This window comes from Allobacillus salarius, from assembly GCF_007559425.1.
In the GTDB taxonomy this organism is placed as follows: Bacteria; Bacillota; Bacilli; order Bacillales; family Alkalibacillaceae; genus Allobacillus; species Allobacillus salarius.
In genome coordinates this window covers 1-17787 of record NZ_VMHE01000010.1, presented here as the reverse complement: position 1 = coordinate 17787, position 17787 = coordinate 1, and the positions used below count along the sequence as shown (strand labels likewise).

Here is a 17787-nt window from a genome sequence, read left to right as displayed (position 1 = left end):
CGAATAGAGTGTTTCAATGTAAACATTGTAGCTATGAATACACCTATAAAGAAGCTTTGGGGATGGCTTCCAGTACAGGTGTTGGAAAACGATGTCCAAACTGTGGTGAGACGAATTATTATACGGCTAGGAGCAGAAGAAAAGGAATGTTTATTACAATGTTAAGTGTTCTTTTTGTTTCTGCGCTTAACTTTTTTGAAGTCCCGATGTCTATTTCCATCGGTATCCTTTTCATTTTACTCATTGGCTATTATTTGCTATTTCCCTTTTTATTTGAACTTACTGATCAAGAAGAGCCATTATGGTAGGAATGGAGAGAGTTGATTATGGATAAATCAATTATATTATTTGATGGTGTATGTAATTTATGTAATGGTGCGGTCCAATTTTTAATTACACGAGATTCAAAAGATCAATTCCGTTTTGCTTCATTACAAAGTGATTTAGGTAGGAAAGTAATGAACCAATTAAAAACGAATGATGTTAGTAGCATGATTCTTATTGAATCAGGTAGAATTTATACAAAATCAACAGCGGCTCTCCGAATTGCAAGACATCTTCCATCTCCTTGGAAGTATTTCCATCCACTAATTATTTTACCTCATACACTTCGCGATCCAGTATATAACTATATTGCCCGTAATCGATATCAGTGGTTTGGAACTCAAGACTCATGTATGGTCCCTACGCCTGATAATCGTCGCAAATTCTTATTAAACGAAACATAGGTAACTTTTTCTGTATACCAATATAAATAAGCAGTTCAATTAGGAATGGCCTAATCTGAACTGCTTTTTAAGTGTTCATGACTACCTACCGATTTAATTTACTTCTGCTGTTAAAATCTCCTTTGGTAAGGATTCAAAAGCTTGCTCTAAATCAGCGATTAAATCATCTGGGTCTTCAATTCCCGCTGAATACCTGATTAACCCTTCAGGAATTCCCATTGCAGCACGCTCCTCTGGTGTACACTCAACATGGCTCGTTACCCTCGGAGGTCCAATAATTGTCTGTACACAACCAAGACTCGCTGCCCGCTTCGCTAATTTTAATTTCGGTAACAGTTGATTCATTGTTTCAACGCCACCACGGACGTTAAAGCTAAGCATTCCTCCAAAGTCTTTCATCTGTTTTTTCGCGATCTCATGGCCGACATGATCTTCTAATCCAGGATAAAATACATCGGTTACCCATTCGGAAGTTTTTAAATACTGAGCGACTTTCATTGCGTTTTCATTTTGTTGGCGAATTCGTAATTCTAACGTTTTCATGCCACGCAGTAACAAATAAGCAGCATGAGGATTTATCGTTGCCCCATTAATTTCACGGTAATGGTAAATCTGATCGACTAATTCTTTGCTGCCTGCGACCACTCCACCCATTGCATCGGAATGTCCACCTAAATATTTTGTTGCACTATGAAGAACGATATCCGCACCGAGTTCTAACGGGTTTTGGTTAATTGGTGAAGCGAATGTTCCATCCACTACTACCAGCGCATCAACTTCATGTCCTGCTTTCGCCATCCGTTCGATATCGATAATCTTCAGTGTTGGATTTGTCGGCGACTCTAAATAAACTAGGTCACAACCTTTTGCGATTTCCGCTTCCATTTCTTCATGATTTGCGGTTTCACAGAACGTAATGTCTACACCCATGTTCGGTAGAAATTCTGTGAAAATTTTATTCGTTCCACCATACGTATCTTTGATGGTAACGACGCGATCTCCAGGGCGTAAAAAGGTATATAACGTATTTGAAATCGCTGCCATGCCTGAAGCAAAAGCTGTTGCTGCTTCGGCATTCTCCAAATCTTTCAGTTTATCTTCAAAAGCTTGATTGGTGGGATTTGTGTTCCGTCCATAAATATGACCCTCTCGTTGTCCTGTTGCAATTTCATACCATTCATCCATATCATCGTATCCGAAAGATACACTATTGACGACGGGTACTTGTGTTGCCCCAAATGCTAATTGGTGCTTTTCCCCTGACCATGAAGCTTTCGTTCCTGGTTTAAATGTTGTCATATATAATCTCCTCCTTAATCATTATCTATATTCATTGCTTACTTAACTAATAATTCCTTTTGTATCATCAGGAAAATGGAATGGTATTTTTTGAATAAGTCCACGTTGGAAATTTGTCAGTAATTCTACTCCGTCCTCTGTCACACGGAAGGATTCGCTCGTCTCTATCCCATCTTGGTCAAACCATAATCCCGGGATAAAATGAAATGTCATATTTGGTTCTAAAACTGTGCGATCATTTTTTCGGATGCTTGCTGTATGTTCGCCCCAATCTGGCGGATAGTTTAATCCAATTGAATAACCGAGACGAGATTCTTTTTCAATCCCATATTTCCGTGTTGACTCGACCCAAGCTTCCTCAAGTTCTTCAAGGTAGATGCCTGGTTTCACTTTTTGCAGTACATTTTCAATGCCTTCCTTTACAATCTCATCCAATTTCTTTAATCGATCAGTTGGATTACCAAGAAATACCGTACGAGCTAATGGTGCATGGTAGCGCTTATAACAACCAGCAAGTTCAATAATAACGGCATTCCCTTCTTCAAAATGATCATCACACCACGTTAAATGAGGTGCTGAAGTCTTATCACCTGTCGGTAGCATCGGTACAATGGATGGATAATCGCCACCAAACTCTTCTGTACCTTTAATTAGCTCATAGTATATAGATGCTGCTGCATCACACTCTCTTGATCCTGTGTGAATCGCATGAATTCCTGCTTGCATGGCTTGCTCTGCCAACGTTCCCGCTCTTCGCATAAATTCAATCTCTTGATCAGATTTAATGATACGAACCCAATTTACGAGAGAAGTACAATCTTTAAATGTCGCATTTGGTAAATTGTCAAGCAGCGTCGTATATGATTTTGCTGAAAAATAGTACTGATCCATTTCTACGCCAATCACCCGTTTCTCTTGCTTTAACTCAGTTAAAAGCTTTGCAATGTATTCCATTGGGTGAAATTGATGCGAATTCACGAAGTAATCCGGATAAGACACAACATTTTCATCATGCATCCACGTCGTACGCTTTGCTCCATTCGCATCCATATATCGACCAACCCATATCGGTTGCGGTTCATCGATCATAACAATCAACATTTGATGCACATAAAAGGACCATGCGTCATAACCTGTTAAATAATTCATATTTGCTGGATCTGTCACCAACAAAACATCTACACCGTGCTTTTCCATTCGTTGTTTTGTTTTTTTCAATCGTTTCAAGTACTCTCCAACTTCGAAAGTCAACAAGAGGTGTTCCTCCCTTCCTGATGAAAGCGCTTTATAATTTGAATATTTAAACAATTATTCTTACTCTATTGTATTACCGTTAAGATGGTTTTGGTAACGTACAATCTGTATGAAGTTTTCAATTGGGTACTTATACACTTTGCTTACTTGCTATGTAGAACGTTGCTTATAAAGAAAACCCGTATGAAATTCAAACTATTTCATACGGGGTCATCTTATGGATTTATATGTCAGAAGAGCTTCTGGTTTCCGTTTCATTCCATTCGCCATTTTTTAACTGCCATAATCGAATACTCATTTCTAATAAAAATGAATCATCAGAATCAACGAGTGTCAGCCCAGTCAGACTTTCTATTCTTTTTAATCGATACAACAATGTTTGACGATGTAAAAACAATGCTCTCGCCGTTTGACTAACGTTTCCTTTAAATGTTTGGTATGTCATGAACGTGTGAATCAAATCTGATTTCTTTTTTTGATCATAATCCAACAGTGGACGAATGGTGTCATTGACGATTGTAATCAGAGCCTCTGTTCCTTCTATACTTAACAACAATCGATTTAACTTCGTTTCTTCAAAAAATGTTCTACCACCAAAAGTTGATTGCTCTACATGAAGATCGAGTGCTGTTCTTGCTTCTTGATAGCTCTCATAAAAAGATTGCAGCCCTTGATTGTGAATGCCAATGCCCCATGCGAAAGTAACGCCGGCCAATTGATCATGCAATCGTCGTTCAATCATATCGAGAAAGTGACTGATGGTCTTTTGATGGCCTTCTTCATCGATTTCTAAAAATATAACAACTTCTCCTTCTTCAAAAGAGGACATTGTTCGACGGTTTAATTGCTGTTCTGCATATGTTATCTCTTTTTGAATATAGTAGTTCAAACTGTGTAAAGAAGAATGTCCTGGTTGATCTTTCTCTTCATGCCATGAATTTTCTGGATAATGATTGGTGGTAAAATCACCTACAATACAAGCATATTGTAAGGATAAATCGTAACCGAGCAGGCTTCCTTTTGATAAAACTTTTGCATCGATACGTTCAATGTCTTTAGCCAACTGCATGACAAAATTATCTTTTAATCGAATCTCTGTCATTTCAATCGCATTCTCCGTTAAGAAATATAACGCACATGCTGTCAACCCATGCTCTAACGCATGCATGACAAACCAGTCCAACTCATCGGAACTATCGGGCATAAACAATAAATATCCTTGTTTTTTGTGATTCGAAAATATGGTTAGTTCATAGCACGTTTGATCGCCGACCACATATTGATTAATATGTTGGTACAATGGATGGTCACTTGATGGTACAGCTGGTGTTTCCATCAAGTGTACCGGAAGATCGTTAAACTGATTAATGGCATCTATAATCTCTTGGTCGAAATCATAATTAGCACGTATTTGTTTTTCTTCATCACTGATCGCGACAGGAATATTGATCTCTTTGTACAGTATTTCCATCAACGTTTCCAACGAGCTATTATTGAGTACTTGATCCGTTAAGCGAATTCGCAAACGCTCTGTTTTTTTTCTTCGATTTTCATTATGTTCATTAATCATTTGCAAAGATTCCTGAACTATATCGGAAAAATTGGATTTCCAACCTAGCATTAAGAGAACTAAATCATTATCATTAGCCAAATCAATGATTTTTTGGGGCAAAGGTTCCGTTTGATTGTTAGTCGCAATTGCTAACGCAGTCGCACCTGACTGGATGATATCGCTTACAAATTGATAACTTAAATCTGAATGGTGATTAAAATTTGTTGCCGTCGACAAAACAAGCTCATGTTTACGAATAAAGTTCTGAACGGGTAACTCTACGATGGAAACCCACTCTACTTTCTTTGTCTCCAATAAAGATTCGCTTGTTACGACGTGAACATCATGTAAAGAAGGAATATTCATTACTTCTGCAAGCTTGATCCCCATTTTCCTCACCCACTTATAATTCTCTTCACATATTCATTATATAAAAGGGAATCATTAACAGTCAATTCGGAAAATTATCACTATTGTATTTTGCAGCGTTTCTTATTTATTTAGCAATGAATAATTGTGTCCAATACGTTCCCATTTCTCCACCTTCTTCAAATCCAACACCTATGTGAGTAACCTCTTCATTTAGAATATTTTCCCGGTGACCTTCACTGTTCATCCAACCATTCACGACATCTTCAGGATCAAAAAATCCCGCTGCAATATTTTCAGCTGCTACTTCGTAATCAATCCCAAATTCATTTAACATATCAAAAGGTGAGCCATAGGTCGGTGATTCATGACTGAAATAGTTGAGGTCAGCCATATCAGCAGACTTTTCTTGGGCAACATCTTGTAATTCAGTGTCAATCTGCAAAGCCGGCAATCCATTTACTTCTCTTTCACGGTTTGTTAATTCAACAATCTCTTCCAATAAATCTTCTAACTGTGATGGAGTTTTAACTGAATCACCGTCTCGTTTTTCAGGTGAACCTATCCCTGGTCTAGGATCGATTTCTGATTCAAAACCACGTTGATTGTTCTCATTTGTACGTTCACGTTCCTTTGTTCCTATTGGATAATCAGGGTTCTGGATCGAGTTTGGGTCGCCATCATTCGCCCACCGATTTTGACGCGGTCTTACGTCGTCATCTTCGAAGCTTACTGGATCTGGTTCAAATTTAAAATCAATACTTTCCTCTTCTTGTCCACAACCGACACAAAAAATAATTAGTGCAAACAAAATTACGGTTAACTTTTTCACGAATATCTCCCTCCTTCAGATATCGTTAGTTTTTGTGACCGTAAAAAAAATATGCCTCTGATTTATTTGAGACGCATCATTAGCTAGGGGTGCAGAATGCTTGTATAAGACTTTTCAATTTATTTTTCTGGTCACTCGGGAGTATAGAACGTCCCTATAGGACTTTTCAGCTTTATTTTCCGGTCACTTGGGGGTATAGAGCGCTCCTATAAGACTTTTTAGCTTTATTTTCTACCCGCTTGGGGGTATAGAGTGCTCCTATAAGACTTTTTAGCTTTATTTTCTGGCCGCTCGGGGGTATAGGCATACTTAGAGCTTACTTTTAGTTACTCGCTCTTCTCAAAAATTAAAAACCCGCACAGCATCGAATTTGCCGTACGGGTATTAACGCTAAATATTAACCTTTGTAATCGTTTAACATATAATAATAATGGGCCAATGTCTCCATACCTTTATCAAAATTCTCAAGGTTAAGATGCTCATTTGGCGCATGCAAGTTCTCATCTGGTAATCCGAAGCCCATTAACACAACGGGTACGTTTAAAATTTCATCTAACTCAGCTACGATCGGGATTGAACCGCCACCTCGAATATAAGCCGTTTCAGCTTGATACACTTTCTCATAAGCTTCTGCTGCCATTTTGATAACCGGATGATCAAATGGTGTGACATATGGCTTTCCTTTATCGAATGGTTTAATGTCCACATGAACTCCATTCGGTGTATGTTTTTCTACGTGATTAGTCAATAACTCGACAATCTCATCTGGATCTTGGTCAGGGACTAGACGACAGGTAACTTTTGCGGTAGCTTTATTCGGCAAAACGGTTTTGATGCCTTCACCTTGGAAACCACCATAAATCCCGTTGACCTCAAGTGTTGGTCGAACAGAAGTCCGCTCGACATAGCTATAACCTTCTTCCCCATCTAACTCAGGAACATTTAAATCATTTTTCAATTTTTCTTCATCAAATGGAACAGACGCAAGTGCATCCCGTTCTTCCTGAGATAATTCTGGAACTCGGTCATAGAAACCTTCGACTTGGATTCGATTTTTTTCATCTCGGAAGCTGTCGACAATTTTTACGAGTGCATGAATTGGATTGACGACACCTCCACCATATTCACCAGAGTGCAAATCACTTTTCGCACCCGTTACATCGATCTGAATACCTGCAAGGCCTCTTAAACCATACGTAATTGTTGGTTTACCTCTTTCGACGAGTGCGGAATCAGAGACGACAATCAAATCTGCTTCGAGTAGATCCTTCTTTTCTTGAGCAAATTTCGGCAAGTTCGGACTGCCGACTTCTTCTTCTCCTTCAATCAGTACTTTGAAGTTCACAGGTGCTTTATCAGATGTTTTTAAGATTGCTTCCATAACTTTTAAATGCATGAATACTTGTCCTTTATCATCTGTAGCACCACGTGCATAAATTTTATCATCTCGAATAGTCGCATCAAACGGTTCTGAATCCCATAACTCGATTGGGTCGACAGGTTGAACATCATAATGCCCATACACAAGTACGGTTGGAGCGTTCTCATCGCTTATGTACTCACCATAAACAACCGGGTGGCCATCAGTAGACATAATTTCAGCGTGAGCAAAGCCGATGTTTCCTAACTCATTCTTCACCCATTCTGCTGCTTTTTTGACATCTTCATTATGAGATGACAATGCACTTATACTTTGGATAGATAAAAATTCCTTCAGTTCACTTAGATGCTTTTCACGATGTTTCTTTAAATATTCAATTACTTCATTTTGCATAACAATACCTCCTCTAATTTCTATTATAAAGAAAACTGATATAATTTACACGAGAACTACAAAGAATTCTTTATAGAGATCTATTTCTAAAGCTTTTATTTCAAAACGTTAACAATTTTACAAGTTATCATCTTGATGTTATATAACCTTCATTAAAAGGTATGGATAAAGTATAGTTTTTGGATTACCTAAAGGTGGAACTGACGATGAAACAACAGACGAAAATCAGACTTAAGAAATTTCTTCTCATACTATTGGGTGTTGCTGTCGTTTTTATTGCATTAAATTACTTACCTGTTAAGCCGATTGATCAGCACCCATTCTTTAAAAATGATCGCGAAGGACCGATGGTGATTGCTCACAGAGCAGGAGATCAGATTGCTCCTGGCAACACGATGACCGCTATTAAAATGTCTTCTGAAATGGGTGTCGATATGATTGAAGTCGATTTACACATTACAAAAGATGGTGAAATCGTACTCGCCCATGATCCGACAGTTGACAGAACGACAGATGGTACAGGATATGTTGCAGATTATACATTAGATGAATTTTTAGCACTGGATGCTGGTTATCATTTTCAAAATACAGAGGGAGAGTATGCATTCAAAGGAATCGGTGTCTATAAACCAACGCTACGTGAGGTATTTGAACGCTATCCAGACATGAATTATATGCTTGAAGTCAAACATACAAACCCTGCAGATGTACATCAAGAAATTGTTGAAAAACTTTGGGCTATCATTGAAGAATACGAAATGCATGATCAAGTGATGGTTTCGTCGTTCAATCAAAAGATTATTAATCGTTTTGACTCCTTAGCTAAAGGGCAGGTAGCTCTCGGAACTGGTCGAGAAGTGGTATTTAACTTTACGATTGCGCATAAATTCTTCTTACGTAACTTATTTCAACCCACCGGAGATGTCATTCAACTTCCACGTGCAAATAAATACTTCAACTTTTTCACAAAAGAAATGATGGAAGGCGCACGCAGACTTGGCATGGATATTCATTATTGGACGATTAATGATGAATTGACGATGAGGCAAATGGTTGATGCAGGTGTAGACGGAATCATTACAGACCGACCTGATTTATTAATTGAAATATTAGAAGAAAAAGGATTACGTTAGTTACTCGCTCATTGGATGAAAAGAATAACATACACAAACCCCAGATTGGAAAATATCTTTCCTCAATCTGGGGTTTGTTTTATTTTCGATTATTTGATGATTAACTCAATTTCGCCATTCACTTTAACATCTTTGCCAACGAGTACGCCACCTGTTTCAAGTGCTGCGTTCCAGCTCAATCCATAAGCTTCACGATTGATCGTACCGGAGAAATCGAAACCTGCAATTGTATTACCTTGCATTGGTTCTTTCCCTTGACCGTTGAAGTTGACAGTGAAAGTTTCTTCGTTTGTAACACCTTTCATTGTAACATCGCCAGTTAGTTCGTACGTATCACCACTTACTTTTTTCATGGATTTACTTACAAACTTAATTGTCGGATACTTCTCTACATCAAAGAAATCTTCTGATTTTAAATGAGCATCACGATCAGCCTGATTCGTATCAATTGATGCTGTTTGGATTACTGCTTCAATACTTAAGTTTTCTAAGTCGTTAATGTCACCATCGACTTGGATATCGAAGTCTCTGAATTCACCTTTCGCTTTTGAAACCATCATATGTTTCACTTGAAAGTTAATGGAACTATGCGGTTGATCTAATACAATATTTGACATAATAATTCCTCCTAAAAATTATTTAATTACTTTATGTAAGTAAGTATACTTTAGATATATCCTTACGTCAAGTAAGTTTGTTTTGTTTATTTTTTTACTTATATTTTGTATACTATAGGAAAGAGGTGATTTACATGGCAGATTCAGCCGTATGCGATAAAGTTGAAAAAGCATTAACATTAATGGGAAAACGTTGGGTCACATTAATCATTTATCAACTCCTTGAGAGTCCAAAACGCTTTTGCGAATTCGAATCCTCGATTGGCATAAGTGGTAGAGTATTGTCTGAGCGGTTGAAAGAACTAGAAAAAGAAGGAATCGTTCAGCGTAAAGTTTATGATGAAACTCCTGTCCGTGTTGAATATACGTTGACAGATAAAGGAAAAGCGATGGAACCAGTCATTCGATGCACACAAGAGTGGGCAGAAGAATGGTTATAAAATGGACAAATCAGTTGGGCTGCACATAGCTCGACTGATTTTTTGATGTAACATTTGAATGGAACCGATTATGTGTTTTAAATTCGATCTATCATTTTTAAGATAAAGGAGTTACCGTTAACTTTCTTTGACGAAAATGTCATCGAGATACATTCTCGACGACAAAATGTACTGCTTGGATGGTGAAAAGGTCTTCGAGATGCGTTCCCAACGACAAAATGCACTGATTAGATGATGAAAAGGTCTTCGAGACACGTTCTCGACGACAAAATGAGATGCTTGGATGGTCAAAAAGTCATCGAGACACACTCTCGACGACCGAATGGGCTGCCCAGGAAATGAAAAGGTCACCGAGATGTCTTCTCGATGACCTAATGGATTGCTTAAATGCCGAAAACGGCAATGAGACCTATTTTGGAGGTTGATTTTTTTCATCTTGCATTCCCCACCACTCTACATTCTTCAATCCTTTGATACGAGAGTAATGGAATTGTGGATCGATTCCTTCTTTCTTCTGATCAACATAATCTTGTAAGATTCTGAAAGCAACTCTTCCCAGAAATAAAATAGCGATTAAGTTAACAACTGCCATTAACGCCATAAACAAGTCAGCCATATTCCATACGATTTGTACAGAAGCCAAGGAACCAAACATGACCATTCCTAAAACAATGACACGATAAATATTTAACATAACCGGGCTGTTTTTAAGAAATGCGATATTCGTTTCACCATAATAGTAGTTCCCAACTAATGAACTGAACGCAAAGAAAAAGATGATGATCGCCAAGAAAATGGAACCGAATGCCCCGATGTGAGCATCAAGTGCTACCTGTGTCAATTGAATTCCATCTTCTGAAGCGCCATAAAAATTATCGTAAAGGATAACGATAAATGCCGTTAAACTACAAATAACAATTGTATCGAAAAATACTGCTAAAGATTGGACCAAACCTTGTTTTGCAGGGTGACTGACACCAACTGTTGCAGCTGCGTTCGGTGCACTACCCATACCTGCTTCGTTAGAGAAAAGTCCTCTACGGATTCCATACATGATTGCAGCTCCGGCACCACCGCCAAAGGCTTGCTCTAATCCAAATGCATCTTTAAAAATTAGTGAAAATACTGCAGGTACTTCTGTTATGTTCGTGATCACTACGTATAGGGCAACCAGTATATAAATAAATGCCATGAACGGAACAATTGCCCCTGCAACGGTTGCAATCCGTTTAATTCCTCCGAAAATAACTATACCAGCTAACGCAACGAGAACGAGCCCTGTCCACATTGGATCAATGTTAAAGGCTTGATCAACAGCTTGCGAAATTGTGTTCGCTTGTACTGAGTTAAAGATTAATCCGAATGTGATAATGATTAAGATGGAGAATAATACACCCATCCATCTCTGACCAAGAGCCATTTGCATATAATAAGCTGGCCCTCCACGAAATCCGTCTTTATCAGGGATTTTATATGCTTGTGCCAGTGTACTTTCAATGAATGCTGTTGCCATTCCGACTAACGCAACCATCCACATCCAAAAAACAGCCCCTGGACCACCGATGGCAACCGCAAGTGCAACACCTGCCAGGTTACCTGTCCCGACCCTGGAAGCGATCGTGATACTGAAAGCTTGGAAAGCGTTGATTCCCCGCCGTCCACTTTGTTCAACGGCCTCCTCCGTAATGACCTTAAACATATTGCCAAATAAGCGGAACTGAACAAATTTAGTTCCTAGGGTGAAATAAAGACCCGCACCAATAAGTAAGTAGATTAAAATATAATCCCAAAAAATTGTGTTACCAAAACCAATAATATCATTAAGTACGTTTTCTACTGCATTCAAGTGATATTCTCCTTTCTAAGCATATTCTGTATCCAGTTCCCCACTTCATACACGGACAAACCGATAATTTTAATGAATGTACTACTGTTTTCACTCAGTAAGTCTTTAAGAATGTTGAAGGGCTTTTCATTTTGGAAGCTGATTTGTTAATGAACCAATCAAGTCTTCTTTTTCATTTTTTTTCAGTTTCTTCACATAAGCTTCCTTTTTCATTGCTTCACTTTTTGTGGCAAGCTGTTCGACATAAACTAATTCAACAGGTCCCCTTGAGCGAGTATATTTAGAAGCTTTACCGACTTGGTGTAATTTCAACCTATTTTGCAAGTCAACGGTATAACCCGTATATAGAGATCCGTCTTTACAACGAAGCATGTAAACAAAAAACTCCCCATCATTTTTCATCTAAACTCACCCCAAAGAAAAACCACAACCTAAATGGCCATGGTTATCAATTAAGCTTCCTCACTCGCTTGAACCTTCACATAAATATGATCAAACATTTCATCGCCCAGATAAACATCTAAACGCCAAACACCTTCAGTCGGTAATGACAACACTAAAGGTAAGTGAGCTTGCTCCTTACCAATTTGCGGTGCAGTTGCTTCCCATATTTTTTCTTCGTTCTCAGTTCCGGCCAAGTCAACGATGGCTTTCTTTTTTTCCTCATCATCTTCATGGAATGCTTCTATTTTTACGGGACCATTCATTAATTCTTCCTGTTCGCCCCAGAAGTACATGACATATTGTTCATTTTCTCCTGCAACAAAAGGAATCTGATCAATAGCTAAACGCTCTTCTTTTCCGATTACCTCATACTCTCCTACTTCAAAAACAGGACTTTCACTCCAACCATCATCGTTTTCATTTTGAGACTCTTCCGCATCATCTGAGCAAGCAACCAAAATAACGGCTAATAAGACGAGTGTGATGATTGAAATCATAGACTTTCTCATCGTCGTTCCCCCTATGTAATTGAATCAACTATTTTACAAATATATCATATCTTCTAAAAATCAGCTATATAAGATTTTGTAAAATTTTTTATAGAAAAATACTTTTTATTCTAATTACGCGTTGAATGAACACTGTTTTGATCAAATGAAACCAAATAAAAGAGACCCCATGATCTATGAGGTCTCTCGTCATAAAATCTATGGATTATATATAATTGGTGCGCCTGGTCCTAAGTCAATTCCTAATAACATCCAAACAATTAACATGATTGTCCAAGAAATTAAGAAAGCTATAGAATAAGGTAGCATAACTGAAATTAATGTACCAATACCCATTTTCTTATCATATTTCTGTGCAAATGCGATAATTAACGCAAAGTATGTCATCAATGGTGTAATAATATTTGTAGTTGAATCGGCAATACGATACGCCATTTGGGTCAATTCTGGTGAATAACCCAATTGCATCATCATTGGAACGAAGATTGGTGCAATCATCGCCCATTTAGCTGTCGCACTTCCGATGAATAAGTTAATGAAACCAACAATGATTACAAATGTAATAATCAGTGGGATACCACTTAAGTTAATCGTATCTAAAAATTCAGCTCCGTATACCCCTAAAACAAGTCCCATGTTGGACTCACTAAAGTAGGCAACGAATTGACCAGCCGTGAATGCCAATACGATAAACATACCCATTGTTGCCATCGTATCCGTCAATTGGTCTGCGACATCTTTGTCACTTTTAATCGATTTCGTTGCTATACCATAAAACAATCCAGGCACGAAAAATAGTATTAAAATAACTGGCACTAAAGAGCTCATAAATGGCGAGTCAATAATACCGCCATCATCTGCACGAAGAGGACCATTCGGGAATGCAACGAGCAAAGCTAATAAGATCGCTGTTATTAGAACAGATAGACCTGCCCATTTTATACCTTTTTTCTCCGTCGCCGTCAGTTTTTCAATTTCCCCTTGATATCCACCTTCATATTTTCCTAAACGAGGTTCAACGATTTTCTCAGTTACCCATGCACCTACAATGGTCAAGAAGAATGTCGATGCAATGATGAACCACCAGTTCATGGCTATGTTCATTTGTTCTGCGTAAGCAGGATCGATAATACTTGCCGCTGAGGTCGTCAACTCACTTAATAAAGCATCGAGTGAAGACAAAGTTAAGTTGGCACTAAAACCTGCCGACACACCTGCGAAAGCCGCACTGATACCTGCTAATGGGTGGCGGCCGAGCGCAGCAAATATTACCGCTCCTAGCGGAGGTAATACGACATACCCAGCATCTACTGCGACACTGGACATAATACCTGCAAACACTAAACCTGCTGTAATCAATGAATTTGGAATCGCCATGACAAATCCACGAAGCAGCACACTGATCAATCCTGTGCGCTCAGCGAGACCAATTCCAAGCATAGTGGCTAGGACAACACCTAATGGAGCAAATCCGATGAAGTTGTCCACCATGCTTTCAAATAAGTATCGAACACCTTCCTTACTCAATAAGTTGGTGACTTCTACCATTTCTCCTTCTTTACCAGGATGCTCAACGCTAACTCCTAGGCTTGAGACAACAGCAGAAAGAATAATGACAATAAGGGCTAATATCCCAAAAAGCGTAATTGGATGTGGTAGCTTATTTCCCGTTTTTTCTATGCGATCTAGAAAACGTTGAAAAAAGCCTTTTCGTTTCTCTTGTTGCATTGGTCTACTCCTCTCGTTTTTTTGATTCAGACCTTGTGATTGATTGTAATACAGACATTTTTAGAAGTGAAGAGTAAAAACTATTTCCATTATTTCATTATGAATGAAAAAATTTAAATGATGTTTCAATCGTCTCTTCTATCGTTAAAACGACAAAAGAATTTACGGGCACTTTTCGTTTGTCCGTTGGTGAACCTGGGTTAATTAATAATGTTTTTTGATGAAAACGAAGATACGGTATGTGCGAGTGACCGAATAAAACAACGTCTACATCATCATCTTCAAATGCTTTTAAAGCTCTCTTTTCTGTCGTTCCCGTTGTACCGTCTCCATGGATTACACCGATACGAAATCCTTTTACAGTCAGAAGCAATTTTTTGGGAAAGCGCTCTACAATTTCAACGTTATCAACATTGCCCTTGACTCCTTTTACCTCAGCAAATCGACTTAATTCCTCGTAAACATCGAGTGATGACCAATCTCCTGTATGTATAATTAAATCTGCTTGGCCCAACTCAGAAACAAGTCGTTTTGACAGTCCTTCTGCTTTTTTAGGCATGTGAGTATCGCCGATGACAATGGCCTTCATAGTTGACTCCTTCCTATATCCATTTCTTTTTAAAGACAGCTTCAATTCATATGAAACCGCTACAAACTGCCTTTAACGTTTGCTTGGTCACTTACTCGGGTACTGTTATTGCGACTAATAAAAAAGGAGGACAAATCAATGATGTTTCAAACAATTGCCGTATCATTAATTATCGGCTTGGTCGGTATCGTCATTATAACTAGAGTGCTTGGCAGAAAAGAACTTTCCCAAGTGACTCCTCTCGACTTTGTGTATGCACTTATATTGGGCGGTATCATCGAAGAGTCAATTTATGATGACCAAGCTAAATTTTATCACATTATTTTTGCACTTGCATTATGGGCTTTACTAATTTGGTTGCTTGAAACGTTAATCGTCAAATATGATAAATTACGTCCAATTTTAAAAGGGCGTCCGATCACATTAGTTAAGGATGGGAAATTAAATATCCGAAACGTAGAAAAAGCAAAATTAGAAACAGAGCAAATCCGTACGCTTTTACGCATGCAGGGTATATTCTCTATAGAACAGGTGCAATATGCCATTTTAGAAACGAGTGGTTTAGTCAGTGTCATTAAAAAAGCGAGATATGATCAAGTAGATAAAGATGAAATACTTGAAGATTTTGAGCAAAACTATCCAAGTTATTTATTTATCGAAGAAGGGAATATCAGTGAAAGGGATCTGAAATCTGCTGGTAAAACGAAGGATTGGTTGCTTGAGCAACTAAAAGATAAAGAGATTGAGCTAGACAATGTTTATTTTGCTGAATGGCATCCAACTGGAGGTTTCAACATACAAACATATGATAGCTAACCGTCATTGACTTCCTATAATTTAAAAGATACGCTAACACTATCATTTACATTGGAGCGTAATAATAGTGAGAGCCTATCCTAAGCGATTAAGAGAAAAAATACGAAATCGTGAATTTACTAGACCGACTACTGGACATTGCGAGGACTTTGTTCAGGCAAATGTCGTTATTTTACCCAAGAAATACGCCTTTGACTTCTTTCTATTTGCTCACCGAAATCCAAAGTCTTGCCCGATCATCGATGTCTTAGAACCAGGTGAAGTAGAGTCTAACCTGGCGACTGGCTCAGATATTCGGACAGATGTGCCGAGATACCGAATTTATCATGATGGGAAAGTCGATCGAGAACTAAGCTCTATTGAATCTCTTTGGAAAAGTGACTTGGTGACCTTTTTAATCGGCTGTAGCTTTACATTTGAAAAAACATTGCTTGATGCTGGAATTTCATTAAGACATATTAAAGAAGGAAAGAATGTCGCCATGTATACGACATCTATTCCGACAACGTCGGCTGGTGTGTTCCATGGACCTCTCGTTGTCTCGATGCGACCAATTAAAAGGAATTTGATTGAAAAAGCTCGTCAAATTACAGCAAACTATCCAAACATGCATGGGGCGCCTATTCATATCGGTGACCCAAATCAAATTGGAATCGAAGCAATTGAACAGCCTGACTTCGGAGATACGGTCAAAATAGAAGACGATGAAGAACCTGTCTTTTGGGCTTGTGGGGTGACGCCTCAAATGGCTGCAGTAAAAAGCAAAGTCCCATTTATGATCACCCACTCACCAGGCCATATGTTTGTTACTGATATTACAAATAAAGAATTTTTAGAGAATCGCAATTCATTTAAATAAATAATTAATAAAAGAACCGAACGACTATCTGATGGATAGCCGTTCGGTTTTTGTTGTTACGCGTTATATTTGATAGTCTCTTATAGACCTTTCACTCTACTACTACCTCAACGCCATAAAACATTTTATGTATAATCAATCAGTTTCTTTTCATCCAAAATGCTAATTTCCTTACGGCTATGAGTAACAATCCCCTCTTTTTTTAATCGGTTCAATGTACGATTGACCGATTCTCGCGTCACACCAATTAAACTAGCGAGATCCGTATTGGTCATTGGCATACGTATTAAGATTGTTCCGTCTTCTTGTTGCTCACCCAATTCCTTTGAAAATCTCAACAATGTGCTGATGATGCGTGAAAAAACACTTTGAGTAGTGATTGACTGTATTCGATTCTGCATTTCTAATAATTTTTTACCCATCACTCTCATCACTTTTATTGAAATCTCTGGTTTACGAAGCATTAATATCTCGAATTCTTCAATGGGGATCGAGAGTAGCTCAACCTTATTGATCGTGACTGCCGTCGCCGGATATGGTGTTTCATCAAAAAAACCAACATGCGGAAACATTTCATCTGAATGCAGGAAGGAAATAATTTGCTCTTGGCCTTTTTCATTTACTTTATATACTTTCACTAATCCAGACAAAATAAAGTAAACAGCTTTTCGTTCTTCTCCCTCAATAAATATATTTGTGCCTTTCGGGAAAATCCGGTGGTTAGAAATCTCTGCCACTTCACCTAATTCATCATCTGTCAAACCAGAAAAAACAGGAAATTGCTTAAAAAACTCAAGAAAATATACCATTGAAATCCTTCTTTCCAATTAATCATTAATTCTATTATATAGATACATATATAGTATTCATAATCGTTTTTAAAATTTCAACAACAAAAAAGATCACAATAGATTATTTTTCTAAATCGAGTAGGAGGAGGTAGTTAACCTCCGACCTCTCACACCACCGTACGTACGGTTCCGTATACGGCGGTTCAA

18 protein-coding genes are annotated in these 17787 nt (G+C 38.2%); 6 read left to right on the top strand and 12 right to left on the bottom strand.

Annotation, left to right across the window (positions count from 1 at the left end; genetic code table 11):
* Positions 1–8: 8 nt before the first annotated feature.
* Positions 9–308: a TIGR04104 family putative zinc finger protein gene (locus FPQ13_RS07115; protein ID WP_144088648.1), complete on the top strand. Its 300-nt coding sequence runs from the start codon at positions 9–11 to the stop codon at positions 306–308.
* 18 nt (positions 309–326) lie between these two features.
* On the top strand, positions 327–728 hold the full coding sequence (locus tag FPQ13_RS07110; RefSeq protein WP_144088647.1) for a thiol-disulfide oxidoreductase DCC family protein: 402 nt from the start codon (positions 327–329) through the stop codon (positions 726–728).
* Between the two features lie 93 nt (positions 729–821).
* Here FPQ13_RS07110 and FPQ13_RS07105 read toward each other — a convergent pair whose 3' ends face one another.
* From FPQ13_RS07105 to FPQ13_RS07085, 5 genes are all read right to left on the bottom strand, one after another.
* The gene (locus tag FPQ13_RS07105; RefSeq protein ID WP_144088646.1) at positions 822–2027 is read right to left on the bottom strand and encodes a cystathionine gamma-synthase family protein; all 1206 of its coding nucleotides are present in this window, start codon (positions 2025–2027) and stop codon (positions 822–824) included.
* Positions 2028–2069: 42 nt separating this feature from the next.
* Positions 2070–3278 carry a M24 family metallopeptidase gene (locus FPQ13_RS07100; RefSeq protein ID WP_144088712.1) on the bottom strand — a complete coding sequence of 403 codons (1209 nt, stop codon included), beginning with the start codon at positions 3276–3278 and terminating at the stop codon, positions 2070–2072.
* Positions 3279–3504: 226 nt separating this feature from the next.
* Positions 3505–5223, bottom strand: a complete 1719-nt coding sequence (locus FPQ13_RS07095; RefSeq protein WP_144088645.1) for a PucR family transcriptional regulator — start codon at positions 5221–5223, stop codon at positions 3505–3507.
* Positions 5224–5329: 106 nt separating this feature from the next.
* The gene (locus tag FPQ13_RS07090; RefSeq protein WP_246065417.1) at positions 5330–6034 is read right to left on the bottom strand and encodes a CAP domain-containing protein; all 705 of its coding nucleotides are present in this window, start codon (positions 6032–6034) and stop codon (positions 5330–5332) included.
* A gap of 397 nt (positions 6035–6431) precedes the next feature.
* Positions 6432–7808 carry a dipeptidase gene (locus FPQ13_RS07085; RefSeq protein ID WP_144088643.1) on the bottom strand — a complete coding sequence of 459 codons (1377 nt, stop codon included), beginning with the start codon at positions 7806–7808 and terminating at the stop codon, positions 6432–6434.
* A gap of 206 nt (positions 7809–8014) precedes the next feature.
* Between FPQ13_RS07085 and FPQ13_RS07080 the strand changes: the two genes are divergently transcribed.
* The gene (locus FPQ13_RS07080; protein WP_144088642.1) at positions 8015–8941 is read left to right on the top strand and encodes a glycerophosphodiester phosphodiesterase family protein; all 927 of its coding nucleotides are present in this window, start codon (positions 8015–8017) and stop codon (positions 8939–8941) included.
* An 89-nt stretch (positions 8942–9030) separates the two neighbouring features.
* Here the strand turns inward: FPQ13_RS07080 and FPQ13_RS07075 are convergent, their stop codons facing one another.
* Positions 9031–9558 carry a YceI family protein gene (locus FPQ13_RS07075; RefSeq protein ID WP_144088641.1) on the bottom strand — a complete coding sequence of 176 codons (528 nt, stop codon included), beginning with the start codon at positions 9556–9558 and terminating at the stop codon, positions 9031–9033.
* Positions 9559–9692: 134 nt separating this feature from the next.
* On the opposite strand from FPQ13_RS07075, the gene FPQ13_RS07070 reads away from it, so the two are divergent.
* Positions 9693–9998, top strand: coding sequence for a winged helix-turn-helix transcriptional regulator (locus tag FPQ13_RS07070; RefSeq protein WP_144088640.1), 306 nt, complete (start codon positions 9693–9695; stop codon positions 9996–9998).
* Positions 9999–10407: 409 nt separating this feature from the next.
* On the opposite strand, the gene FPQ13_RS07065 is transcribed toward FPQ13_RS07070, so the two are convergent.
* The 5 genes from FPQ13_RS07065 to FPQ13_RS07045 all read right to left on the bottom strand — a co-directional run bounded on the left by FPQ13_RS07065 (position 10408) and on the right by FPQ13_RS07045 (position 15114).
* The gene (locus FPQ13_RS07065; RefSeq protein WP_144088639.1) at positions 10408–11844 is read right to left on the bottom strand and encodes an alanine/glycine:cation symporter family protein; all 1437 of its coding nucleotides are present in this window, start codon (positions 11842–11844) and stop codon (positions 10408–10410) included.
* Between the two features lie 126 nt (positions 11845–11970).
* Positions 11971–12246, bottom strand: coding sequence for a GIY-YIG nuclease family protein (locus FPQ13_RS07060; RefSeq protein ID WP_144088638.1), 276 nt, complete (start codon positions 12244–12246; stop codon positions 11971–11973).
* 50 nt (positions 12247–12296) lie between these two features.
* Positions 12297–12797, bottom strand: a complete 501-nt coding sequence (locus FPQ13_RS07055) for a DUF4871 domain-containing protein (protein WP_144088637.1) — start codon at positions 12795–12797, stop codon at positions 12297–12299.
* A 198-nt stretch (positions 12798–12995) separates the two neighbouring features.
* Complete coding sequence (locus FPQ13_RS07050) at positions 12996–14525, bottom strand: AbgT family transporter (protein ID WP_144088636.1); 1530 nt, start codon at positions 14523–14525, stop codon at positions 12996–12998.
* 97 nt (positions 14526–14622) lie between these two features.
* Entirely contained in the window at positions 14623–15114 is a 492-nt protein-coding gene (locus FPQ13_RS07045) for a metallophosphoesterase family protein (RefSeq protein WP_144088635.1), read from the bottom strand.
* A 138-nt stretch (positions 15115–15252) separates the two neighbouring features.
* On the opposite strand from FPQ13_RS07045, the gene FPQ13_RS07040 reads away from it, so the two are divergent.
* Both FPQ13_RS07040 and FPQ13_RS07035 read left to right on the top strand, forming a co-directional pair.
* A complete protein-coding gene (locus FPQ13_RS07040; protein WP_144088634.1) occupies positions 15253–15930 on the top strand; it encodes a DUF421 domain-containing protein in 678 nt (225 codons plus the stop codon).
* 67 nt (positions 15931–15997) lie between these two features.
* Complete coding sequence (locus tag FPQ13_RS07035) at positions 15998–16789, top strand: putative hydro-lyase (protein ID WP_144088633.1); 792 nt, start codon at positions 15998–16000, stop codon at positions 16787–16789.
* 125 nt (positions 16790–16914) lie between these two features.
* Here FPQ13_RS07035 and FPQ13_RS07030 read toward each other — a convergent pair whose 3' ends face one another.
* Entirely contained in the window at positions 16915–17598 is a 684-nt protein-coding gene (locus tag FPQ13_RS07030) for a Crp/Fnr family transcriptional regulator (RefSeq protein WP_144088632.1), read from the bottom strand.
* Between the last annotated feature and the right edge of the window lie 189 nt (positions 17599–17787).

Excerpts from the sequence above, each read along its gene's own strand:
- FPQ13_RS07110 (WP_144088647.1), top strand. The coding sequence starts at position 327 with ATGGATAAATCAATTATATTATTTGATGGTGTATGTAATTTATGTAAT.
- FPQ13_RS07105 (WP_144088646.1), bottom strand. The coding sequence starts at position 2,027 with ATGACAACATTTAAACCAGGAACGAAAGCTTCATGGTCAGGGGAAAAG.
- FPQ13_RS07095 (WP_144088645.1), bottom strand. The coding sequence starts at position 5,223 with ATGGGGATCAAGCTTGCAGAAGTAATGAATATTCCTTCTTTACATGAT.
- FPQ13_RS07085 (WP_144088643.1), bottom strand. The coding sequence starts at position 7,808 with ATGCAAAATGAAGTAATTGAATATTTAAAGAAACATCGTGAAAAGCAT.
- FPQ13_RS07080 (WP_144088642.1), top strand. The coding sequence starts at position 8,015 with ATGAAACAACAGACGAAAATCAGACTTAAGAAATTTCTTCTCATACTA.
- FPQ13_RS07075 (WP_144088641.1), bottom strand. The coding sequence starts at position 9,558 with ATGTCAAATATTGTATTAGATCAACCGCATAGTTCCATTAACTTTCAA.
- FPQ13_RS07070 (WP_144088640.1), top strand. The coding sequence starts at position 9,693 with ATGGCAGATTCAGCCGTATGCGATAAAGTTGAAAAAGCATTAACATTA.
- FPQ13_RS07060 (WP_144088638.1), bottom strand. The coding sequence starts at position 12,246 with ATGAAAAATGATGGGGAGTTTTTTGTTTACATGCTTCGTTGTAAAGAC.
- FPQ13_RS07055 (WP_144088637.1), bottom strand. The coding sequence starts at position 12,797 with ATGAGAAAGTCTATGATTTCAATCATCACACTCGTCTTATTAGCCGTT.
- FPQ13_RS07050 (WP_144088636.1), bottom strand. The coding sequence starts at position 14,525 with ATGCAACAAGAGAAACGAAAAGGCTTTTTTCAACGTTTTCTAGATCGC.
- FPQ13_RS07045 (WP_144088635.1), bottom strand. The coding sequence starts at position 15,114 with ATGAAGGCCATTGTCATCGGCGATACTCACATGCCTAAAAAAGCAGAA.
- FPQ13_RS07040 (WP_144088634.1), top strand. The coding sequence starts at position 15,253 with ATGATGTTTCAAACAATTGCCGTATCATTAATTATCGGCTTGGTCGGT.
- FPQ13_RS07030 (WP_144088632.1), bottom strand. The coding sequence starts at position 17,598 with ATGGTATATTTTCTTGAGTTTTTTAAGCAATTTCCTGTTTTTTCTGGT.